Source organism: Phycisphaeraceae bacterium (assembly GCA_019454185.1).
Classification (GTDB): Bacteria; Planctomycetota; Phycisphaerae; order Phycisphaerales; family UBA1924; genus JAHBWV01.
Genome location: CP075368.1, coordinates 2,822,212 through 2,842,280 on the forward strand (window position 1 = coordinate 2,822,212; position 20,069 = coordinate 2,842,280).

The window sequence follows — 20,069 nt, forward strand, 5'->3', positions numbered from 1 at the left end:
CCCGCAGTCTGGCCATTTGCCATTTGCTATGTGGCTCTTTCCCCCTCTGCTCACCCCGGCCCGCGCCCGCCCCCACCGCCGCCCGGACGCTGCCCGCCCGGTCCGCCTCCCTGGGCCCTCATCCGCGACATGAACTCCGAGCGCAGCCCGTTCATCTGCGCGTTCCCATCGTTCACCGCGCGCCCGATCCTCTCATTGATCCGGTTGACCATCTCCGCGCGCCGCTGCTGACGCTGCTCATCCGTCATCTGTCCCCCGCCTGGCCCGCCGCCCTGCCCGCTCCCCGGTGCCCACTCGCGACGCTGCCCATCACCCTCCGGCCGTCCCCCGCCGGGTCCGCCCGGCCCGCCCATGCCCCCCGGCCTCCACCCCGTACGCCAATCCTCCACCGGCTCGCCCCGCGCCACGCGCAGGATCATCTCGTCCATCTGCTCCTGGCGCATCTCAAACAGCACCTCGCGCGTCTTCTCATCCTCGAAGTACGTCCGCATCTCCTCGCGCGAAACATCCTTGAACAGTTCCGCCGCGACCACCGCGTACTGCCGCTTGCGATCCTCATCCAGCCGCGCATACCGCTCGGAACCCATCACCGCGATCGCCTCCTCGCGCGTCGTCGGCAGCGACACGGGGCGATGCCCCCACGCGTACACACCACCCGCCGACACCGCCAGCACGCCCAGCACGACGCACACACCGCCGACGATCTTCTTCTTCCGAGGAGACCAGTCCGCATCGATCGCCTTCCGCGCCGGCGTCACCGCTTCATCAAGATTGATCCGCTGTGGCATGCTCATGCTCCCTACAAAGATCCGATCTCACGATCCGTAACGCCCGACATGGCCATCGACAAACAGCACGTTCCGCTTGTCGTGGAAGAAGTTCACCGGCAGACGCGCACCCGTCGTCGTCTCGAACGTCCCGCCGTCAAAGTCATACGCCACCGGCGTCGTCGACGGACCCTGCTTCAGAAACTCGTAGTAGAACGTGTTCTCATACCTGTTCCCGCCCAGCGCGACCACATACGTGTACGACATCCCGCTGATCCGTTCCCGCGTGTCACCCTCAGAGACCCAGAACGTCCCCTCGTTCGGCGTCCACGGCTGCTCCCACACAACCTTGTCACCAGGACACCGATACGCAAGGTCCTCAACCTCCAGAAACTCCGACATCGCCACATTGAAAGGCGGCTTCTCAAGATCCATCGAGATCCACGGGGGCGGCATGTACCGCGCCACCGGAAACACCTCGCGATACCGATCCTTGTACATCTCAACCGATTGCCCGATGCTCCGCAGGTTCGCCCCGCAACGCACCTTCCGCGCCGCATCACGCGCCCGAGGCAACGCCGGCAACATGAACCCCAGCAGAATCGAAATAATGAAAATCACCACCAGCAGCTCGATCAGCGAAAACCCCCCACGCACCCCCCCACGCGCCCGCCCACGCGCCCCCCCACGCGCCCCCCCACCCATCACCCGGCGCACTCCCCATCCCTCACGCCCACCCAACACGGCCCCATCAGTTGACATAATGCCTCCTGCCTGCCACCCGGCACCGCAACATCCGAGCACACGCCGCATGAACGTGCAACGCTCCACTTGATCGGCTATTGCCGCACCTACAGATTCACCCGGCACCAGAGTCCGCGCCGAGATACGCCCCGATCTCCGTCGCCCACCCCGCCTCGCGCATCGCCGCAACCACCACGGAATCCGAGAGATACGTGCGAATCGCCTCCTCAGGCGCCGCCCGCTTCTGGCTGCTCACGGGCCTCTGGGTATCCGCCCCCGAATCCCTCTGGATGCTCATCGCGTGATAGTTCGAAGCCGCGTACGCCGCCGCCCCCTCCAACTCCCCTGCCTCGATCTCCCACCCCCACGCCCGGTACATCCCCTCGAAAAAGCCCCGAGGGTCTCTCCGGATGTCGTCATACACCAGACCCCGCCCCGCACCCCGCGCCTCCAGCCACCGCCCGCAGAACTGCCGCAACTGAGGCAGGTCCCAGTTCTCCGTGATGCACGTCCCCGTACCCCCGCTCGAACCCACTGGCAGCATCCCCCGCAGAATGATGCTGCTCAACCGATCAATCGGGTTCCTCAGCACGAACACGTGCGGATGATCCGGCCACACCCTCCTCACCTCACCCGGCGCAGGATGATCGTGAGGCATCTTCACCACAATCCTCCGCCCGCCCGGGGGCACACGCTCCAGCAACCCCTCGCGCCCAGGCGCACACACCGGCAGACCCGCCTCCCCCCGCGCCAGCTTCTCGAACACCACACCCGCCGCGCGAGCAATCTCCGGTGTAATCACACCCGCACTCGTCCGGAACAACTCCGTCACCACTCCCTGCTCCGGCGGAAACCTGTAGTACGGACCCGTCCGCACCCACGGACCGAAGATCTCATCCGCAACCACGCCCCCGAACGGCGAAGCCGCGGCATACGCCGCGATCGACGACCCCGAACGGATCATCGAAAAGAGCCAGGCGATGGATGGGGCGTCGGGCATGGGACTCAAAGCGTCGAGAACACAGAGGGAAGGAAAGGAGGGAAGGCCGGATGACGAGCGTAGAGGGGGTGGGAGAAGAGGGGCCAGAGGGCAGGAGAAGCAGGGGTCCGAAGAAACGCGATTGCAGCGACAAGAGCTCGCACTTGGCTTTCCTTCATGCCTGATCTGCGAGCAGGCATGCCACCCGTTCACTTCCCTTCGTGATTCATCCCCTTCGCGACCTTCGCGTTCACGCTCTTCTTCCCGTCTTCCTCTGCGTCACTCTGATACCTCTGTGACCTCCGCGTTCTCTTCTCCTCAGAACTGCGACGCAGTAAACGTCTTACCCGTCGTCTCCCGTTCCCACGTCCACGACGGGCCGCGCTTCTGCTCGTAGAACTCCCACAGTTCAAACCAGTACGAGCGGAACTTGTGCGGGCCGAAGGGCGCGAAGTGGGCGTCGATCATCTTCATGATCGCCTTGTCCGTGCCCTCCATGCCGAGGATGGTCTTGCCGTGCCGGACGCTCTCGGTATCGAGGGGCAAGAGGTGATACCGCCCCAGCAACTGCATGATGTTCGCCGCGGCGTAGGGGCCGATCCCCGGCAGATCGATCAGAAACTTCCGCAGGTCCTCGTCGCTGGTTGCCGGATCCTCGCACCAGTGCGGGTCGATCGCGCCCGAGGCGAACATCTCTGAGAGTTCGATGATGCGTCTGTCGCGATATCCGACGCGGCAGCGGGCGCGGAGCGTGCTTGCGCGGGCGCGGGCGAGTTTGCGGGCCGATGGGAAGCCGCCGCCCTCGCCGACGACGGCGCACAGGCGCTCGTTCATAACCACGGTGCTCGGCCACTGCACGTTGCAACTGGTGACGGTCTTGATGACATCCTCGAAGAGCGTGGGGGAGCGGAAGAGGCGGCCGCGACCAAGGGACTTGAAGCGCGGATCCACCTTGTGATACGCGCGGATGGTCGCGTCGTCATCGTCAAGGCGGAGCATGCGCGCGATAAGCCCAGATGCCTCTGTGATCTCGCGCTTGGCGAGGCGGCGATCGGAGGTGCAGGCGAGGTCGGCGCCCCGTGTGAAGTGGGAGGCCTTGCTGATCCGCGCGGGGATGGGCTTGCCGTCCTGCCGCGGCTGGGCGATCACGATCCGCGCCGGCCCACCCTCCAGATCGAGGATGCGCGTCAGCGTCTCGGTCCGCGGATCCCAATGGTTCGGGCTCAGCAGGAAGTACCCGTACGAGCACGCGTCACGCGTGAGCGAGTAGTCGGGCGGCACGGGAATGGTGAAGTGCGTCGGCATTCAAAGGACTCAACGCGGAGGGCCGCAGAGGGCCGCGGAGAGGACAAGACATTCACCACGGAGAACACGGAAGGCCACGGAGAGTTGAAAAGAGTCGCCCAGACGTACAGGGCTATGAGAAAGGAGAGGGGCTTAGCGTACGCCAAGGGTGACCAAGGCGCTGTGCGCGAGTTCTCGAACACGTGCCCAAGTCGGAGAAGACTCGATCGCTTCTTCCGTCCAGAGTTCGGCGTGATTCTGACCGGAGAAGGAATCAAAGTGCTCATCCAGCCGAGAAAGCGCGTTCAGTTGTCGTTCCATGAGGAACCCATGCAGGAACCCCCCAACTCGAAACCACTGCAGGGATTCGCTGAATCCGATCGCAATCTCGTCAGCAAGAGAGATGAAGTCTTCGGGATGAATCGTCTTCTGCACACTCAGCGTTGCCGTGGCGGTCTGCACATTCGCGATAAGCATCTTCAGATTTCGCGCGAGATCCGCTCGCGGGCCCTCGGGGAGCTCTGTCGGCGCATTCGGGAACACAACGTCTGACTGCCTCGATTCGTCGACGACAACGTACAAGAACGCGGCGAGGTCGCTCTTGGGATCACCCAGTTCTAGGTTGGCAGCAAATCTTTGGGGCAGCGTGCCAGTCGGCACGTGCCTGATGGAACGAAGGTGCGGCAAGATCTCGTTGGCCCACTCATGCGCGAGCGACGCGAGTCGGCTTTGTGCACTTGATGCGCACACGGATGGTCACCCTCATCTCCGCGGCCCTCTGCGGCCCTCCGCGTTGAGTGCCTTTCTCCTCACGCCGTCAGCTTGCGGCTCAACGGAAACAGATACGTCGCCAGGTTCACCGCCAGCCGATCCGCCGCACGCGCAAACATCTCGTAGTGCTTCTCCGCCTCCGCAAGCACCTGCTCCGCCGTCACGCCAGCACGCTCCTGGAACTTCCCATCCGCCGCGGCATACGCGCGGATCATCTCCATGTCCGCCTCAGGGTGATACTGGAACCCATACGTCCGAATCCCCGCGCGAAACACCTGGATCTTGCACTGCTTCGACCCGCCCAGCGCCTGCGCGCCCGTCGGGAGCTTCTTGATCTCAAACCCGTGCGTCGAGAACTGCGGACAATCCCACGGAATACCCGCCAGCATCGTCTCCGTCTGACCGACGGGATTCAGCGACACCAGCGGCATCCCCAACTCCGGCCTCTCCATAGGACCGACCTCGCCGCCAAGAGCCGCCGCCACCATCTGCGCGCCGAGACAGATCCCGATCACCGGCAACTGCCGCGCGTGCGCCTGACGAAGCAACTCCATCTCGCCAGCCATCCACTCGTGGGGCTCCCCCACATTCTGCGGCCCCCCCAACGACACGATCCCGTGAACATTGTCAAGATCCGCCGGCAACCCCTTCACGCCATCAACATCAAGCCGACGAATGTCCAGCTTGAACCCGTGATCGCGAAGAGTCGCACCCAGGCGGCCGGGCCCGCCACGCTCACTGTGCTGAAACACGAGAATCGCCATAGGTCCCCATCATACGCTCAGAAAATTCCCCTCTGCCTTCTTCCTACACCATCATCACGATCGTCGCGTCGTGACCATCCAGATAATCCTGCCTGAACATCACACGCGGCGTGCGCTCCAACGCAAACGCCAGCATCACCCGCGTATCAAACCGCTTCGCCGGTCCCGTCGAGACACCCTCCCACGCCCGCCCGCACCGATCGCTCAAAAAGTTGAACGCTACCGCCGCGCCCGGGCGCCCAGCCCCCGGCGCGGGCGAGATCGCGCGCCACGCCCGATCCAGCACCTCCATCGCCATCGGCTGCTCGCACGTGTTCAACGACCCGCTGAACACAAACACCTCCCCGCCCCCGCCCACCGCGTGCGCTGCCGCGCCGTACGCACGGATATACCCCGGAAACGCGCCCTCGCCCGACGCAAAGTCGCCCAGCTCCACCCGCGCCCGCAGCAGGTTCTGGTTCGCGATGCGCGTCCTGCAATGCTCCACCATCACCGGCAACGCATCGATCCCCACATACGCCCGATACGCCACGTCCGCCGCGCACAGATACCCCAGCAGATCCGCCCGCCCGCACCCGCAGTCGATCACCACCCGCCCCGAAAGATCCAGCATCTCCGTCAGCACGCGAAACCGCGCCCGCTGAAACTCCTCGCTCCGCCACAGCAACGTCCCGAACGATGCGCCCCCGCGCGCCGCCGCCTCCTTGTACGGCTCCAGCCACGGAACCGTCAGATCCGGCGGAACCTCGCGCGATGGATCGGTGGGACGCTCGGACATGGCTCGCAACACCCCGCCCTCACGAAACGCTCGTCATCTCCACGAACTCATCGAACCGCCGATCGATCTCCTCCGGACGCAGCCGCGCCAGCCGATCCAGACTGAAACTCTCGATCGTGAAACTCGCCATCACCGTCCCGTGCGCCAACGCCCGACGCACCACGTCAAACGACGAGGGCACGTGCGAGATCCCCCGCGACGACGCCCGCGCGATATGCCCCATCATCCCGCCCGCGAAGGTGTCCCCCGCGCCCGTCGGGTCCACGACCTCCTCCGCCGGATACGCAGGCAACGCCGCGATCCCGTCGCGATGGATGAACAGGCAACCGTGCTCACCCTTCTTCACCACCACAAACTTCGGCCCGAGCTCCAGGATCTTCTTCGCCGCACGGATCGTGTTCTTCTTCCCCGCGAACAACTCCGCCTCGTCGTAGTTCAGCACCAGCCCGTCAACCCGGCGGATCAACTCCTCAAGATCCTTCCGCGCCGTATCGATCCACAGATCCATCGTGTCCGCCACCGCCATCACACGACGCGGAAACTGCTCCAGCATCTGCATCTGCACCGCGGGCGCCGTGTTCGCAAGAAACACGAACGCAGAGTCCTTGAACTCCTGAGGCACGCTCGGCGGCTCCTCCAGCAACACCCCGAGCTCCGTGAACAACGTCTCGCGATGATCCATGTTCTCCGCGTACTTCCCCCCCCAACGGAACGTCTGCGACCCGCGCCGAACCTCAAGACCACCCGTGTCGATCCCCTTAAAAAGCCCCAGCGTCCGCATGTGCTCGGGCGGCAGATCATCCCCCACAACCGCGACCATCCGCACAGTCTGATAGAACGATGCCGCCGCCGCGAAATACGCCGCCGATCCGCCCAGCACCCCCTCCCTCGCCTCCCCGCCAGGTGTGTGGATCGTGTCGATGCCGATGGTGCCGGTGACAATCAATGACATAGTCCCGGAGGATAGCAGCACACCACTCCCCACGAGCCATCTAAGCCGCCGCCCCGAGAACGCCAAGCGACGACCGACACCCAAAAGGGAGCCCCGGGCGCGAGAGCATTTTGCGCCATGTGTTCCAAGGGTTTCCATTGTGGAGACTTGCGCGATCTGATGGCTCATGCCATGCTCGGTCCCACTGGTGGAGCTGCCAGACAGGAGACCGAGCATGGACAACGCGAGTTGGAGGGTGTTGGCGGCGAGCGTGCGGAAGCTGGATCGGAGCCCGCGTGGCGGTCGCTTCACCTTCACCGATGCGGACATCGTGCTGACCTTTCTCTGGGCCGTCTTGCACCGACGACCCACCTCCTGGGCGTGCCGACGCGATGCATGGCCGTTGTGGCGGCGTGGTCGATTGCCCTCGCCAAGCAGGATGAGCCGGCGGCTGAGAACCACCAGCGTCCAGGCGTTACTTGCCGCGGCGGAGGCGGAGAATCTGGTCTCTGCATCGGGAGCGTTGGTGCTGGCTCTTGACGGCAAGGCCCTGCGCGTCGCCTCGCACTCCGGAGACCGGACCGCGACCTTCGGCGCATGGGGACTGCGCGGCTACAAGCTCCATGCGATCTGCGATCTCGCGGGCTCGATCGTCTCCTGGCGTCTCACGCCCATGCACTGCCATGAAGCAGTGATGGCCAAGCGGATGATGCGAGACATGGAGTTGAACGGGTATGTGCTGGCCGACTCGAACTACGACAGCGTGAAGCTCTATGAACTCTGCGCGTGCAAGGGCGGACAACTGGTGGTTCCGCGGAAGGACTGCCGCGTGGGTCGCGGCGTGCGGCGGTCCGGAACGCATCCGGACCGCCGTCGAGCCATCGACATGCTGGAGCAGAGCATGACGGGCTTCGGCAGGGGCCTGCTGTCACTCCGGCGCGTGATCGAGCGTGTGTTTGCACGCCTGGAAATGACCCACCATGTGGGGCTTATCCCGCCGCACGTGCGCGGCATCGAGCGGGTCCGTCGATGGATCCAAGCCATCATCATCCTTGATCGACACACACAGGCAATGAAGCGATGACGCAAAAAGCTCGCAAGCCCGGGGTGTTGCGCCTCCGCATCGCGACATCCTCGGAGAGAGCGGGGCGTGTCTTCGTGTTCACATGTGCCCTCATGCCTTCCATCCTTCGCCCGCAGGGCGCACGACCGTTGCCGGTCGCGCAGCGAGGTCGCCCTGCGACGACCGACACCCAAAAGGGAGCCCCGGGCGGCCCGGAGGGCCGCGGGTGTGTAGCCGCAGGTGAAGGTCGCGCTTCGCGACCGGAACCCGTGGAAAGCAACACCCAAGCCAACCCGCCCCGGAGGGGCGGAGGACGATACACGCGATCCCCGTACAACCGCACCTTCACCGCGACTTCACGCATCTCAATCACATTCGATCAATCGCTCTTCCGCGCGAAGTGCCGCTGACCACCGACACCCAAAAGGGAGCACCGGGCGCGAGCCCGGGGTGCTACGCCTCCGCACCGCCGCGACTTCACGCATCTCACTCACATTCGCTCACTCGCTGAACCACTTATCCGCGCGAAGTGCCGCCGACCACCGACACCCTCACCTCCGACGCTGCGGAGCAGCGAGCGATGGTTGCCAGCGGTCGCCGCAGGGTCTGGTACAAACCCCCGCGCAGCGCATCCTTATGAACGCCTCTGAGTCGCGCACGAGCCAGCAGGGCGAGGAGCGACTGAAACTTCTTCCTCTTCCGCTCCCCGTGGGTTGCAGGGGGCGCCGCCCACCATTCCCACTCTCAGCGTAACCCATCGCGCCCGATATCATCCAACAACCATCGAAGGAGATCCCCTCATGCAGACAGTCACCACCAAAGACGGCGTCCAGATCTCCTTCAAAGACTGGGGTCCAAAGGCGGCACAACCTCTCGTCTTCCATCACGGTTGGCCCCTCACCGCCGACGACTGGGACGCCCAACTCCTCTACTTCCTCCACAAGGGCTACCGAGTCATCGCCCACGACCGGCGCGGCCACGGCCGCTCCACACAGGTCGCCGACGGACACGACATGGACCACTACGCCGCCGACACCGCCGCACTCGTCGAACACCTCGACCTCCGAAACGCCGTCCACATCGGCCATTCAACCGGAGGAGGCCAAGCCACTCGATACGTCGCCAGACACGGCAACGGCCGCGTCGCCAAACTCGTCCTCATCGGTGCCGTTCCACCGATCATGGTCAGAACCGCCGCGTACCCGGGCGGACTCCCCATCGAAGTCTTCGATGGACTCCGCAGACAACTCGCCGCCAACCGCTCACAGTTCTTCCGGGACATCGCCAGCGGCCCCTTCTACGGCTTCAACCGCCCGGGCGCGACGCCCTCAGAAGCCATCATCCAGAACTGGTGGCGACAGGGCATGATGGGCTCCGCCGCGGCACACTACGACGGCATCAAGGCATTCTCAGAAACCGACTTCACCGACGATCTCACATCCATCAACGTGCCGACCCTCGTCATGCACGGCGACGATGACCAGATCGTCCCCATCGACAACTCCGCACGCCTCGCCGCCAAACTCCTGAAACGATCAACCCTCAAGGTCTACCCCGGCCTCCCGCACGGCATGGCCACAACCCACGCCGACATCACGAACGCTGATCTCCTCGCATTCATCACCGAGTAGCGCCCCGCCCCATCACCAATCGCAACACTCCCCACGTGCCATCGAAGTCGCCGCCCGTCGCGACTCGATGCTGACTCGCGCCATCACCGACCGCATTCCACCACCTGCCCTCAATGCTGACGCTGCGGAGCAGCGAGCGACGGTTGCCAGACCCAAGGCGCACGCCGAAGGCGTCGCCGCAGGGTCTGGTACAAGTCCCCCGCGCAGCGCATCCTTTGAACGCCTTCGAGTCGCCGAAGGCGACGCTCCCAAAGGGAGCCCCGGGCGCGAGAGCATTTTGCGCCATGTGTTCCAAGTGTTTCCATTGTGGAGACTTGCGCGATCTGATGGCTCATGCCATGCTCGGTCCCACTGGTGGAGCTGCCAGACAGGAGACCGAGCATGGACAACGCGAGTTGGAGGGTGTTGGCGGCGAGCGTGCGGAAGCTGGATCGGAGCCCGCGTGGCGGTCGCTTCACCTTCACCGATGCGGACATCGTGCTGACCTTTCTCTGGGCCGTCTTGCACCGACGACCCACCTCCTGGGCGTGCCGACGCGATGCATGGCCGTTGTGGCGGCGTGGTCGATTGCCCTCGCCAAGCAGGATGAGCCGGCGGCTGAGAACCACCAGCGTCCAGGCGTTACTTGCCGCGGCGGAGGCGGAGAATCTGGTCTCTGCATCGGGAGCGTTGGTGCTGGCTCTTGACGGCAAGGCCCTGCGCGTCGCCTCGCACTCCGGAGACCGGACCGCGACCTTCGGCGCATGGGGACTGCGCGGCTACAAGCTCCATGCGATCTGCGATCTCGCGGGCTCGATCGTCTCCTGGCGTCTCACGCCCATGCACTGCCATGAAGCAGTGATGGCCAAGCGGATGATGCGAGACATGGAGTTGAACGGGTATGTGCTGGCCGACTCGAACTACGACAGCGTGAAGCTCTATGAACTCTGCGCGTGCAAGGGCGGACAACTGGTGGTTCCGCGGAAGGACTGCCGCGTGGGTCGCGGCGTGCGGCGGTCCGGAACGCATCCGGACCGCCGTCGAGCCATCGACATGCTGGAGCAGAGCATGACGGGCTTCGGCAGGGGCCTGCTGTCACTCCGGCGCGTGATCGAGCGTGTGTTTGCACGCCTGGAAATGACCCACCATGTGGGGCTTATCCCGCCGCACGTGCGCGGCATCGAGCGGGTCCGTCGATGGATCCAAGCCATCATCATCCTTGATCGACACACACAGGCAATGAAGCGATGACGCAAAAAGCTCTCGCGCTCGGGGGCCGGGCGGGCAACGGTGGAGTGGGCGTGAAGTCCGAAGCCGCGTTCCGGCGGCCCAGAGGTGAAACATGAGCAAGCCGACCAGCACCGAGATCGTGTTCATCGTCGAGGACGACCCGGAGGGCGGCTTCGTCGCCTCCGCGCTCGGACACTCGGTCGTAACGCAGGCAGCGACGCTCGATGCCCTGAAGCAGGCGCTACGCGACGCAGTCGCCTGCCACTTTGACGATGCGGAGCGTCCGAAGATGATCCGGCTCCACTATGTGCGTGACGAGGTGATCGCGGCATGAAGCTGCCGCGTGACCTCTCCGGCAACGATCCAGACGACAGTGGCTGAGAGGGACATCGCCTCAGCATACCAGCACTTCTGTCACGGTCCGCCAGCCGGACGCACGATGTGGAATGGTGAAGTGGTCTCGACGGTGCTCATCGGCATCGTGAATGAGCCATGCCAGTACGTGTCGCGTTCATAGTCGCAGATCGCGACTCGTGGGTCTCCGGTCAGTCGAACGTCCCACTGGTCGCTCGACAGCGTGTCGCGCGTGGGAGGCAGCACCAACCAATGAAGACGGGCGATGCTGGGCGATTTCCACATGCTGTTGGAGTATGGGAGCAGGTATGCGCCAGTGGCTACGACCAGGCCGTTCCGTAGCACCTCGACGCGAAAGCCGACGGCGCACGCCTGCGCGCTCGCGGCCCGGCCGCCGATCTGACGGAAGTGCAGTCCAACGCCGCCACCAGAATCGAACGAAAGCGCGACGGACACAGTGGCCATAAGCCGCCGCCAGTCCTCCTGATTCGTCGAAGGGCGGATGATCGACTCAAGCGGGGTGTCGACGACCCTCGCGATCACGATCCTGTCTCGCCAAACGACGCCGTCCTTGACGGCCCGCTTGATATGCTGTCCGCCTCGCTTCTTTGTGACCTTCCGCTGGATCAGCAGTTCGACCTCGATGTTGACGCAATCGCCTTCCGCGTTTCCGAGATCGAGCCAACCAAGTGCGCCGCGCGTGCCAATTGATAAGCCGGGCGTCGGGCCAGCGTACGACCATTCTCGCGAGCCCACCTGTCGTGCGCGAACCCTGAAGGTCCGCGAGAGGACGCCAAGCCGGTCGGGCATCGTTGCAGATGCCCACGCGGCGACATCGCGCGGCCACACATCCCTCGTGTGAAGCATCTCCTCCGCGACATTGTCATCGAGGCGCTCGGTTGCGATACGCCATGCGACCATCGACATATCGCCCGAGTTCATTCGAGTAACGAGCTCAATCATGAAGCGCTCGCCAAGATTGGATGCGGGTGGCGGGGGTGGCGGGGGTGGCGGGGGCGGCGGGGCCGGGAACGTGAACATGGCCGGTGATCTTGTCTGAAACAAAGCTGCTTGCCACGTCACATCATCCATCGGCGCGAACGCCGCGAGAGCGATGGTCGGCACCGCCCCGATCCACCCTCGCGCCAGCACCCGATCACGCGCACTCCAGCCGTAGAGCGCAAACAGAATCGCCACCGCCGCGAATGTCGCCGTCCATGGCCGCCTCCTCGCCTTCCTCAGCCGCCTCTCCGTGCGGCTCACCTTGCCACACTCCGAACACGTCCACGGCGGCTCAGCCGCTGCTTCCACAGCCCCCTTCATGTCATACCAGCACTTCGGGCACCGCAGCCGCCCACGCGCCCGATCCCAGAACATCGCCCACAGAAACAGCACGCCCCCCATCACGCCGAGCGCAATCGCAACCGCATTCCAGATGAGAGCGGGGGAGAGAGCCACGGATGGAGCATACCACGACGCGCGGATCGAGCGTGATGTTGTCGCCCGTTTCTGCCTCACGTCGAGGCGTCACCCATGGCGTGCGGGTCATCCCCCGCTACCGGGCTGCGGTCGTGCCGGCGGGACCGACTCGCGCTCCGGCGCGGCGTAATCCATCAGGAACCGCGCGACGCGGGCGTGAACCGCGGGCGTCGAGTTGACCACGAAGAGAGAACCAACCGCCCGGATGTTTGCGCCGTTGTCGATCCAGCCTTCATCTGCCGCGCGCCGGATCAGTTCATCAAGAGTGGGCTGAACGGCACCCGCACGGCCGAGATCGTCTCTCGTCAAGCCGTTCCCGTCTTCAACGAGCAACGGCTTCAGCGAGTACACGCGCGGTGCCACACAGTGAAAGAGTGCCCGACGATCTCCTACCTCGATGCCAGCACTGGAATGCGTCCAATGGATGCGGTCGCGCGAGCTCGGAACCGACAGTGCCGCGACGAGAGCATCGCATGCCTCGCTCACCGTCGCCCGCGGCGGCAGATCCACCCTTGCGCCAGTGTCTACGAGAGTCGGATCAAGGAAGACGCGACGCCCGGAGACCTCCTCAATCACGCGGCATAGTTCGTCAAGCGTGGGACTGGCGTTCATGTGCGGCAGTGCCAGGTTACGGAATGAGTCTGCAACAGCCAGGTCTGCCAAGGAATCCTTCGGCACCGCGGTGCGAGTGTTCGACGCCGACAAGAGCAAGTCCGCACACACCTTTGCACGCCTGACCGAGTCCGGCGGACCAAAGAACAACAGAACGCTGTGAAGATCGACGCATAATGCGCTTGGCGAATGCTGAGGCAAATGCCCGGAGTCGCGATCGAGTCGAAAGTCGGCAATAAGCGAGGCACCGCTGGAAACGCTCTTGAGAAGCTCTTCGATGGTGAGCCGCCGCTCCTCCGTACTCCGGCCCCTGCTGACGCTGCGTGTGCGTTTCACAAGTGTCCGGATGTCGATCGAGGCAACAACCGGCACCGCGGCGTTTACGCGCTCCCCGACTCTCGTTGGTCTCGTGGGGACACCGCGTGACATGTCAAGCGGCACAATTCCGACGCGCCCGAGGTCCCGGACGATTGTGCGTGCCCACAGACGCGACTGAATAGGACCTATCGCGCGAGCGTCGAGCCGCGCTGTACGCTCGCTTCGAACTTTATCACGCCACGTTGGGGGTGCCATGGGTGCCGGCCACGCCGACCAGTCACTCCAGACCCCTGGCAGTGTGTGCTCATCATGCAGCCCGGGAACGACCACCAGCGCAGTCGTCGGCACCGCCCCAATCCACCCTCGCGCCAGCACGCGATCACGCGCGCTCCAGCCATAGACCGCAAGCAGAATCGCCACCGCCGCGAACGTCGCAGTCCATGGCCGCCTCCTCGCCTTCCTCAGCCGCCTCTCCGTGCGGCTCACCCTCCCGCACTCCGAACACGTCCACGGCGGCTCAGCCGCTGCTTCCACAGCCCCCTTCATGTCATACCAGCACTTCGGGCACCGCAGCCGCCCACGCGGCCGATCCCAGAACATCGCCCATAGGAAAAGCACGCCGCCGATCACGCCGAGAGCGATCGCGGCTGCATTCCATATGAGGGCCGGGCTGAGGGACATGACCGGAGCATACCACGACTCCGCGGGCAGACTTATGGAGTGTTCGCCTTACGCCGCAGGCAAGAACCGTTCGACGAGTGGGCGTGGCGCATGAAACCCTGCCCGGTGTGGCAGCCCGCCGGGCGCTTGTCGTTCAACTTGGATGCTCTATCGTCCGGTGTTCTGCCCGCGCTGCTCATTGGCGTTTAGTTCGTGGTCTTCCGCTGCATACTCCATCAGGAATCGAGCGACACGGGCATGGGTGGTCGCAGTGGCGTTGACAACCAGCCATGAGCCAATGGCAACAACGCGATCATCTGAGCTGCCTACACCGCTTTGTTTGAAGGAGAATGTGCGAAGGGCCTGCAGAAGCGCTTCGCGCTCGGATGTGCGGTTCGTCGTCGTGCTATCGAGTGGGAGACGTTTGTCAAGGAGCTCTTCGATGGAGTAGACACGTGGTTCCAGCATACACGGTCGTTCGAGCGGCATGAAGAACTCAATCTCCTGATCGGTGATCGTCCAGAGCACCTTGTCATATCCTGGAGATGGCCTCAATGCGTGGGCGATGCGGTCGCAGAAGTCCGCCACGTGGTGTGCGTCTCTCATGTCCACGGCTTTGCTTGGGCGATCCCTTGCGCGTGTGAATCGCACGCTTCGTCCGGTGAGGCGCTCCAACCTCGTGGAGGCATCATCGAGCGAGACATCCCCATCTGAGGTCGTGTCGCACGGAATGGCCTCAAGCTCGCGCAGGGCCGACAGATCGTGGGCTGATCGCGATGGGATGAGCGAGGGTGCGGTGGCAGCGACTCGAAGTGCGGCATCGAACTGCGAGAGTCGCAGCATCGCGCAACGCGGCCCGACAAAGAGAGACTCGCTGGCCATGGCAATATGGAGCGACATGGACGAGGGATCGCCGCGTGGAAAGCCGATAGCCCAACTGTTCATGCTCAGCGGCTGCTTGGCAACCTCGTCGCACGCGAGGCGCCATTCGTTGAGGAGGCGATCCTGTGGCCAGTTCGCGCGATCGCCTCGGCTCAGCACGGGGCGAAGGACGAGTGAGCGTTGGATCACGCCGCATTGAGGGTCGTCGTCTCCACGATTCTCTGAGTGAGCTGACAGATCCTGTTTGACTAAGTCGCCGCAGCCAGCACGCCGCAAGTCTGCTTGGAGCGTTCGTCGCCACACCCACATGTGCGGCACTCGCATGTCGCCGGCCAAGTATCACCTCATGCACTCGTGCTTGATGCTCCCAGATTGGACAGGCGGCGTTCCATCGAAGCGGTGATTGAGATAGAGCGATGACCACTTGTCATACCCGGCCGGTATCGAGACGAGCACCATTGTGGGTACTGCACCGATCCATCCTCGCGCAATCACGCGGTCGCGTGTTGTCCAGCCATACAGCACCAACATGATGAGCGTGGTCGCGAGCGTCGCGATCAACTTCCGCTTCTTGGTGCGTCTCAGCCGCCTCTCCGTGCGGCTCACCCTCCCACACTCCGAACACGTCCACGGTCCCTCCGCCTTCGCCTCCACCGCCCCCTTCATGTCGTACCAGCACTTCGGGCACCGCAGCCGCCCACGCGCCCGATCCCAGAACATCGCCCACAGGAACAGCCCGCCCCCGATCACGCCCAGCGCGATCGCGGCCGCGTTCCAGATGAGCATGGGTGAGAGTTGCACGGCTGCCAGTCTACTCGGGCACTCGCTCGGTGCGGCATCTCTCAAGCGGCACTCGGCACTTCACACGGGGCTGCACTACGTCTCACACCCAAGGGACAACCGCCGACCCCTTGCGGGATCGGCGGCTGCGTTGGAGGTCGCGTGTTGTCGGCACGATGTGCCGAGGTTGATCGTGCCGGCTCAGGAGTTCAGCCAGAGCAGACGCGGGTTCAGCGGCGCCGGCGAGCCGCGAGCAGGCCGCCGAGGCCGAGCACCGCGAGCGAGCCGGGGGTGGGGATCGTCACGGACCATCCGATGATGCCGAAGCCGCCTTCGGGGCGACCAGCGCCGACGATGGTCTTGCCATCCTCGGAGATGCCGAGCGGCAGCGAGAGGATGATCCCCTGCGTGTCGATGCCGAGCGACTGGACATAGGTGGTCAGGTTGACCATGCCCATGCCCTCGCGCCAGATGAACCCCTCGCCGCCCGTGGGGAAGCCGAAGCCGCGCTCGAAGCCGACGATGGTCGAGCCGTCGCCGCTGATAGATGTGGCGCTGCCTCTGACAAAGAACCCGCCAGCGAGCATGCCGAGTTCCTGCAGGCCTGTGGCCTCGCTCCAGCGCCAGGCCTGAGAGGTGGGGCCATTGCCGCCGACGACCCAGGTGCCGGCCGAGTCCACATCGCTCGCCTCGCTGACAGAGAAGCCGTCCTGATCTGTGATGACGGTCTGGACGCCGTTGCGCCACACCGCCGCCTGGCGGAAGCCGTCAGTGGCGTCCTGCCAGCCGACGATGACGGATCCGTCATAGTTCGCGGCATTGGCGCGAGTCGAGCGACCCGCAACGGTTGAGCCCATGTCAGCGACGCCCGATCCCGCGGTCCAGTTGATCGCGTGTGCCGAGCCGGCGTTGATCCAACCGAGGCCGACAACCGTGTTGCCATCGCCGGAGATCCCCCAGCCGCTGGAAGCGGAGCCATCAGAGGATGCGCCGAGCGAGCCGAGCGAGGTCCACGTGGAGGACGCGGTGCTGTAGCGGCCCATCTCGTAGAAGCCCGACGCGCCGTTGAGGAGCGTTCCGGAGATGTACGCGCCGTCGTGGGAGATGTTGACCTGGCCGCCGCGCATCCCCCCGCCGATGTTGACACGACCGGCTCCTGCGGTCCAGGTGTAGACGGGTCCATCGGGGTTCTGGTCGGAACCGACGACGAGCCCGCCGTTGGTGGCGTCGGAAGGCCACCAGCCGGTACCGAGGTTGTGGAACTGGGCGTGGGCGAAGCCCGAGACAGCGGTGACTGCTGCGAGAGCGAGAAGCGTGCGGACGGTCATTTCAATACTCCGTTGTGAAGCCCGAGGTGCGGCGCCTCCCTGTGGCGAACACGCGCGGGCGGTTGGTGTCGAGGACCACTGTACCGAAGCAGCCCCGTCTTCGCAAGTGTTTATATAAACATTTTCGTAGACATTCGTGGCGTGCTCGCGACTTTTCTGCTACGCTGAGTCTGTGGCCCATTGTTACACCCATTGCCGGACAACTTGTTCGTATTACGTTCGTATATTAGTGTCTGAAAGTCTGATTTCGACTCGTGATGCATCTTCAATCCACACAGCGTGTTCCGGCCTTTGAGGAGCATCTGACGACGGCGTTCCAGCGTGTGCGTCGATCGATCGGAAGCGTCCTGGATGCCGCGTTGCTGGACGCCGCGGAGCCGCAGGAGATGGCTCGGCGCCTGGGCGTGAATCGCAATCTGACCTGGAAGGTGTCGAAGGTGCTCGGGGGGAATGATCTGTATCAGTCGCTCCAACACCTGCCGGGTGCAGAGGGGATTGAGATCCTTCTGAAGGCGGCACGGAAGGCGGGGGTGGCCGAGACGCTGCTCGAGAGCGTGCGCGAGGCGCAGCGCGACTTTGACAAGGTGGTGGAGATCCACACCGGCGATCGCGCAACACTCGACCTGATTCTGGACAGCATGGGCAGCGCGGGAGCGGGCGAGCGTCTGGAGCACAGCCGGAAGCTGGCGTTCCGTGGGAACAGCGGCGTGTGGGGGTTGCAGGCGCGCGTTCGATGCACGACATCGTTCATCGCGCCGAACCGCGAGAACCCTGACCTGCTCGACCTCGGGCTGGTGGGTGGGCTTGTGGATGTCAGGAGATTGCGGGCCAACATCCGGTGGCCGCTCTTCCGTCCATCCTTCTATAACGATGACGGCACGCCCGCGTCCAACGCCCCGGGCGAGCGAGCACTGGACCCCGCGTACGCCGACTCACCCGGCCCGAAACTGCTCGGGGCATTCTGCTCGCCCAACATGCCGGAGGTCCACGCCTCGAAGACGCGTCGCGGCTGGGTCTACGAGCTCATGGGGGGGCCGATCGGGAACACTGGTGCGTTCACGTGCTTCTTCGGGACGCTCGCACGCGGCGCCGCTTCGCGCTGGCGGACCGAACAGGACACGTTCGCCGAGCTCGGCTCACAGGCGACGATGCCGACCGAGATGATGCAGTTCGATCTGATTGCGCATCGCGATCTCGACTTTCTGATGACTCCGAGACTTCACTACATCGGGCACCTGCACGGCAACGAGCCCGGGGACATCGAGACGCACACGATCCCCGTCCACGAAAGACCGGCGGAGCTGTCGGGCGTGCCACCCGTGGTGGGGACGTCTCTTATCCCTCGCTACGACGAGATGGTGGCGTACACGATGGAGCGGGCCGGTTGGGACATGCGAGATTTCCGTGCGATCCGTCTGGCGATCAAGTACCCGCCGATGCACTCGTCGGCGGTGCTGAGGGCGGAACTGCCCCGGAAGCCATGAGCGAGCGGCGGGGGAGTGGTCCCGGCCGAGGGCGGCGCCGCTCTCCCTACAATCGCCCACCATGGCCTACACCGTTCTCGCACGCCGATACCGCTCCCAGGATTTCGACTCTGTCGTCGGGCAGGAGGCGATCGCCAGGACGCTCAAGAACGCCATCGACACCGACCGCGTTGCGCACGCGTACCTCTTCTGCGGCACGCGGGGCGTCGGCAAGACCTCCATGGCGCGCATCTTCGCCAAGGCCCTGAACGGGGGCAGCCCGGAGATCGACGCGCTCATCATGCAGGGCAAGGACACCGATGTCATCGAGATCGACGCCGCGAGCAACACCGGCGTCGATAACGTCCGCGAGTTGATCGCGAACGCGGCGTACCGGCCGCTGCGCGGGCGTCTGAAGATCTACATCATCGACGAGGTCCACATGCTCTCGAACAACGCGTTCAACGCGCTGCTCAAGACCATGGAGGAGCCCCCCGAGCACGTGAAGTTCATCCTGTGCACGACCGATGCGCACAAGGTCCCGGCGACGATCGCGTCGCGCTGCCAGCGGTTCGATTTCCGCAACATCCCCGCGTCGCAGATCGCCGAGCACCTGCGCAGCGTCGTGAAGAGCGAGGAGCGCACCGCCGAGCCCGAGCTGCTGCACGCGGTCGCGAAGCTCGGCAACGGCTCCATGCGGGACGCGCTCTCGCTGCTCGACCGGCTGATGGCATCCGGCGAGAAGAAGCTCACGGTCAGGTTGCTGGAAGAGCTGCTCGGCCTCCCCGATCGCGAGCTCACGGGAACACTCATCGATCGCATCGCCGAGGGGGACGCGGGCGAGGCCCTCAAGGCGGCGGACGCGCTGCTCTCGCGCGGGAACTCCATCGACCAGATGCTCGACGCGATTGTCGAGCGCCTGCGCGACCTGATGGTTCTCGCGGCGTGCGGCCCGGAGACCACGCTCGTGGACCTCTCCGAAGAAGCGCGCGCGGAGGAAGCGGCTCGCGCGAAGCGGTTCGATGCCGCGGGGATCGTCCACATGATCGCGCTGTGCGAGAACGTGCAGCAGGCCGCGAAGCGTTCGTCGGCTCCGCGCGCGCTGCTTGAGGCGCTGGTTGTGCGTCTTGCGCTGACGGAGAAGCTGGCGGATGTGACCGCGGTGATCACGGCCTCGAAGTCGGTCTCCGGCGCGCAGCGTGCCGCGGAGCCAGCGGGGGCCGGCGCAAAAAAACGCTGACGGCGGTCGGAGCGGGTGAGGCGTCGCCTCCC

At 64.7% G+C, this 20,069-nt stretch carries 21 protein-coding genes; 7 read left to right on the forward strand and 14 right to left on the reverse strand.

Features of this window, described 5'->3' with window-relative positions:
* Positions 1-50: 50 nt before the first annotated feature.
* From KF838_12010 to KF838_12045, 8 genes are all read right to left on the reverse strand, one after another.
* A complete protein-coding gene (locus KF838_12010) occupies positions 51-788 on the reverse strand; it encodes a hypothetical protein (protein ID QYK47502.1) in 738 nt (245 codons plus the stop codon).
* A 27-nt stretch (positions 789-815) separates the two neighbouring features.
* Positions 816-1,529, reverse strand: a complete 714-nt coding sequence (locus tag KF838_12015) for a type II secretion system protein (GenBank protein ID QYK47503.1) — start codon at positions 1,527-1,529, stop codon at positions 816-818.
* A 97-nt stretch (positions 1,530-1,626) separates the two neighbouring features.
* The gene (locus tag KF838_12020) at positions 1,627-2,511 is read right to left on the reverse strand and encodes a hypothetical protein (GenBank protein QYK47504.1); all 885 of its coding nucleotides are present in this window, start codon (positions 2,509-2,511) and stop codon (positions 1,627-1,629) included.
* A gap of 297 nt (positions 2,512-2,808) precedes the next feature.
* Positions 2,809-3,795, reverse strand: coding sequence for a hypothetical protein (locus tag KF838_12025; GenBank protein ID QYK47505.1), 987 nt, complete (start codon positions 3,793-3,795; stop codon positions 2,809-2,811).
* A 132-nt stretch (positions 3,796-3,927) separates the two neighbouring features.
* Complete coding sequence (locus KF838_12030; GenBank protein ID QYK47506.1) at positions 3,928-4,434, reverse strand: hypothetical protein; 507 nt, start codon at positions 4,432-4,434, stop codon at positions 3,928-3,930.
* Positions 4,435-4,583: 149 nt separating this feature from the next.
* Positions 4,584-5,309: a type 1 glutamine amidotransferase gene (locus KF838_12035; GenBank protein QYK47507.1), complete on the reverse strand. Its 726-nt coding sequence runs from the start codon at positions 5,307-5,309 to the stop codon at positions 4,584-4,586.
* Between the two features lie 43 nt (positions 5,310-5,352).
* The gene (locus KF838_12040; protein QYK47508.1) at positions 5,353-6,087 is read right to left on the reverse strand and encodes a class I SAM-dependent methyltransferase; all 735 of its coding nucleotides are present in this window, start codon (positions 6,085-6,087) and stop codon (positions 5,353-5,355) included.
* Between the two features lie 19 nt (positions 6,088-6,106).
* On the reverse strand, positions 6,107-7,039 hold the full coding sequence (locus KF838_12045) for a sugar kinase (protein ID QYK47509.1): 933 nt from the start codon (positions 7,037-7,039) through the stop codon (positions 6,107-6,109).
* A 214-nt stretch (positions 7,040-7,253) separates the two neighbouring features.
* Between KF838_12045 and KF838_12050 the strand changes: the two genes are divergently transcribed.
* Positions 7,254-8,102 (forward strand): transposase, encoded by an 849-nt coding sequence (locus KF838_12050; protein ID QYK47510.1) that lies wholly within the window; start codon positions 7,254-7,256, stop codon positions 8,100-8,102.
* A gap of 779 nt (positions 8,103-8,881) precedes the next feature.
* Positions 8,882-9,712: an alpha/beta hydrolase gene (locus KF838_12055; GenBank protein QYK47511.1), complete on the forward strand. Its 831-nt coding sequence runs from the start codon at positions 8,882-8,884 to the stop codon at positions 9,710-9,712.
* Here the strand turns inward: KF838_12055 and KF838_12060 are convergent.
* Complete coding sequence (locus KF838_12060; protein QYK47512.1) at positions 9,702-9,998, reverse strand: hypothetical protein; 297 nt, start codon at positions 9,996-9,998, stop codon at positions 9,702-9,704. The genes KF838_12055 and KF838_12060 overlap by 11 nt on opposite strands.
* Positions 9,999-10,093: 95 nt before the next feature.
* Between KF838_12060 and KF838_12065 the strand changes: the two genes are divergently transcribed.
* Both KF838_12065 and KF838_12070 read left to right on the forward strand, forming a co-directional pair.
* Positions 10,094-10,942: a transposase gene (locus KF838_12065; protein ID QYK47513.1), complete on the forward strand. Its 849-nt coding sequence runs from the start codon at positions 10,094-10,096 to the stop codon at positions 10,940-10,942.
* A gap of 91 nt (positions 10,943-11,033) precedes the next feature.
* Positions 11,034-11,255 carry a hypothetical protein gene (locus KF838_12070; GenBank protein ID QYK47514.1) on the forward strand — a complete coding sequence of 74 codons (222 nt, stop codon included), beginning with the start codon at positions 11,034-11,036 and terminating at the stop codon, positions 11,253-11,255.
* An 80-nt stretch (positions 11,256-11,335) separates the two neighbouring features.
* Here KF838_12070 and KF838_12075 read toward each other — a convergent pair whose 3' ends face one another.
* A complete protein-coding gene (locus tag KF838_12075; protein QYK47515.1) occupies positions 11,336-12,733 on the reverse strand; it encodes a hypothetical protein in 1,398 nt (465 codons plus the stop codon).
* A gap of 87 nt (positions 12,734-12,820) precedes the next feature.
* Positions 12,821-13,366, reverse strand: a complete 546-nt coding sequence (locus KF838_12080; protein QYK47516.1) for a hypothetical protein — start codon at positions 13,364-13,366, stop codon at positions 12,821-12,823.
* Here KF838_12080 and KF838_12085 point away from each other — a divergent pair.
* Entirely contained in the window at positions 13,365-13,529 is a 165-nt protein-coding gene (locus KF838_12085; GenBank protein ID QYK47517.1) for a hypothetical protein, read from the forward strand. The two genes, KF838_12080 and KF838_12085, sit on opposite strands and share 2 nt — an antisense overlap.
* A gap of 983 nt (positions 13,530-14,512) precedes the next feature.
* On the opposite strand, the gene KF838_12090 is transcribed toward KF838_12085, so the two are convergent.
* The 3 genes from KF838_12090 to KF838_12100 all read right to left on the reverse strand — a co-directional run bounded on the left by KF838_12090 (position 14,513) and on the right by KF838_12100 (position 17,334).
* Positions 14,513-15,415, reverse strand: a complete 903-nt coding sequence (locus tag KF838_12090; protein ID QYK47518.1) for a hypothetical protein — start codon at positions 15,413-15,415, stop codon at positions 14,513-14,515.
* A gap of 150 nt (positions 15,416-15,565) precedes the next feature.
* The gene (locus tag KF838_12095) at positions 15,566-16,027 is read right to left on the reverse strand and encodes a hypothetical protein (protein ID QYK47519.1); all 462 of its coding nucleotides are present in this window, start codon (positions 16,025-16,027) and stop codon (positions 15,566-15,568) included.
* A gap of 209 nt (positions 16,028-16,236) precedes the next feature.
* Positions 16,237-17,334, reverse strand: a complete 1,098-nt coding sequence (locus KF838_12100) for a hypothetical protein (GenBank protein QYK47520.1) — start codon at positions 17,332-17,334, stop codon at positions 16,237-16,239.
* A 254-nt stretch (positions 17,335-17,588) separates the two neighbouring features.
* Between KF838_12100 and KF838_12105 the strand changes: the two genes are divergently transcribed.
* Complete coding sequence (locus KF838_12105; protein ID QYK47521.1) at positions 17,589-18,818, forward strand: hypothetical protein; 1,230 nt, start codon at positions 17,589-17,591, stop codon at positions 18,816-18,818.
* A gap of 61 nt (positions 18,819-18,879) precedes the next feature.
* A complete protein-coding gene (gene dnaX / locus KF838_12110) occupies positions 18,880-20,037 on the forward strand; it encodes a DNA polymerase III subunit gamma/tau (GenBank protein QYK47522.1) in 1,158 nt (385 codons plus the stop codon).
* Positions 20,038-20,069: the final 32 nt, after the last annotated feature.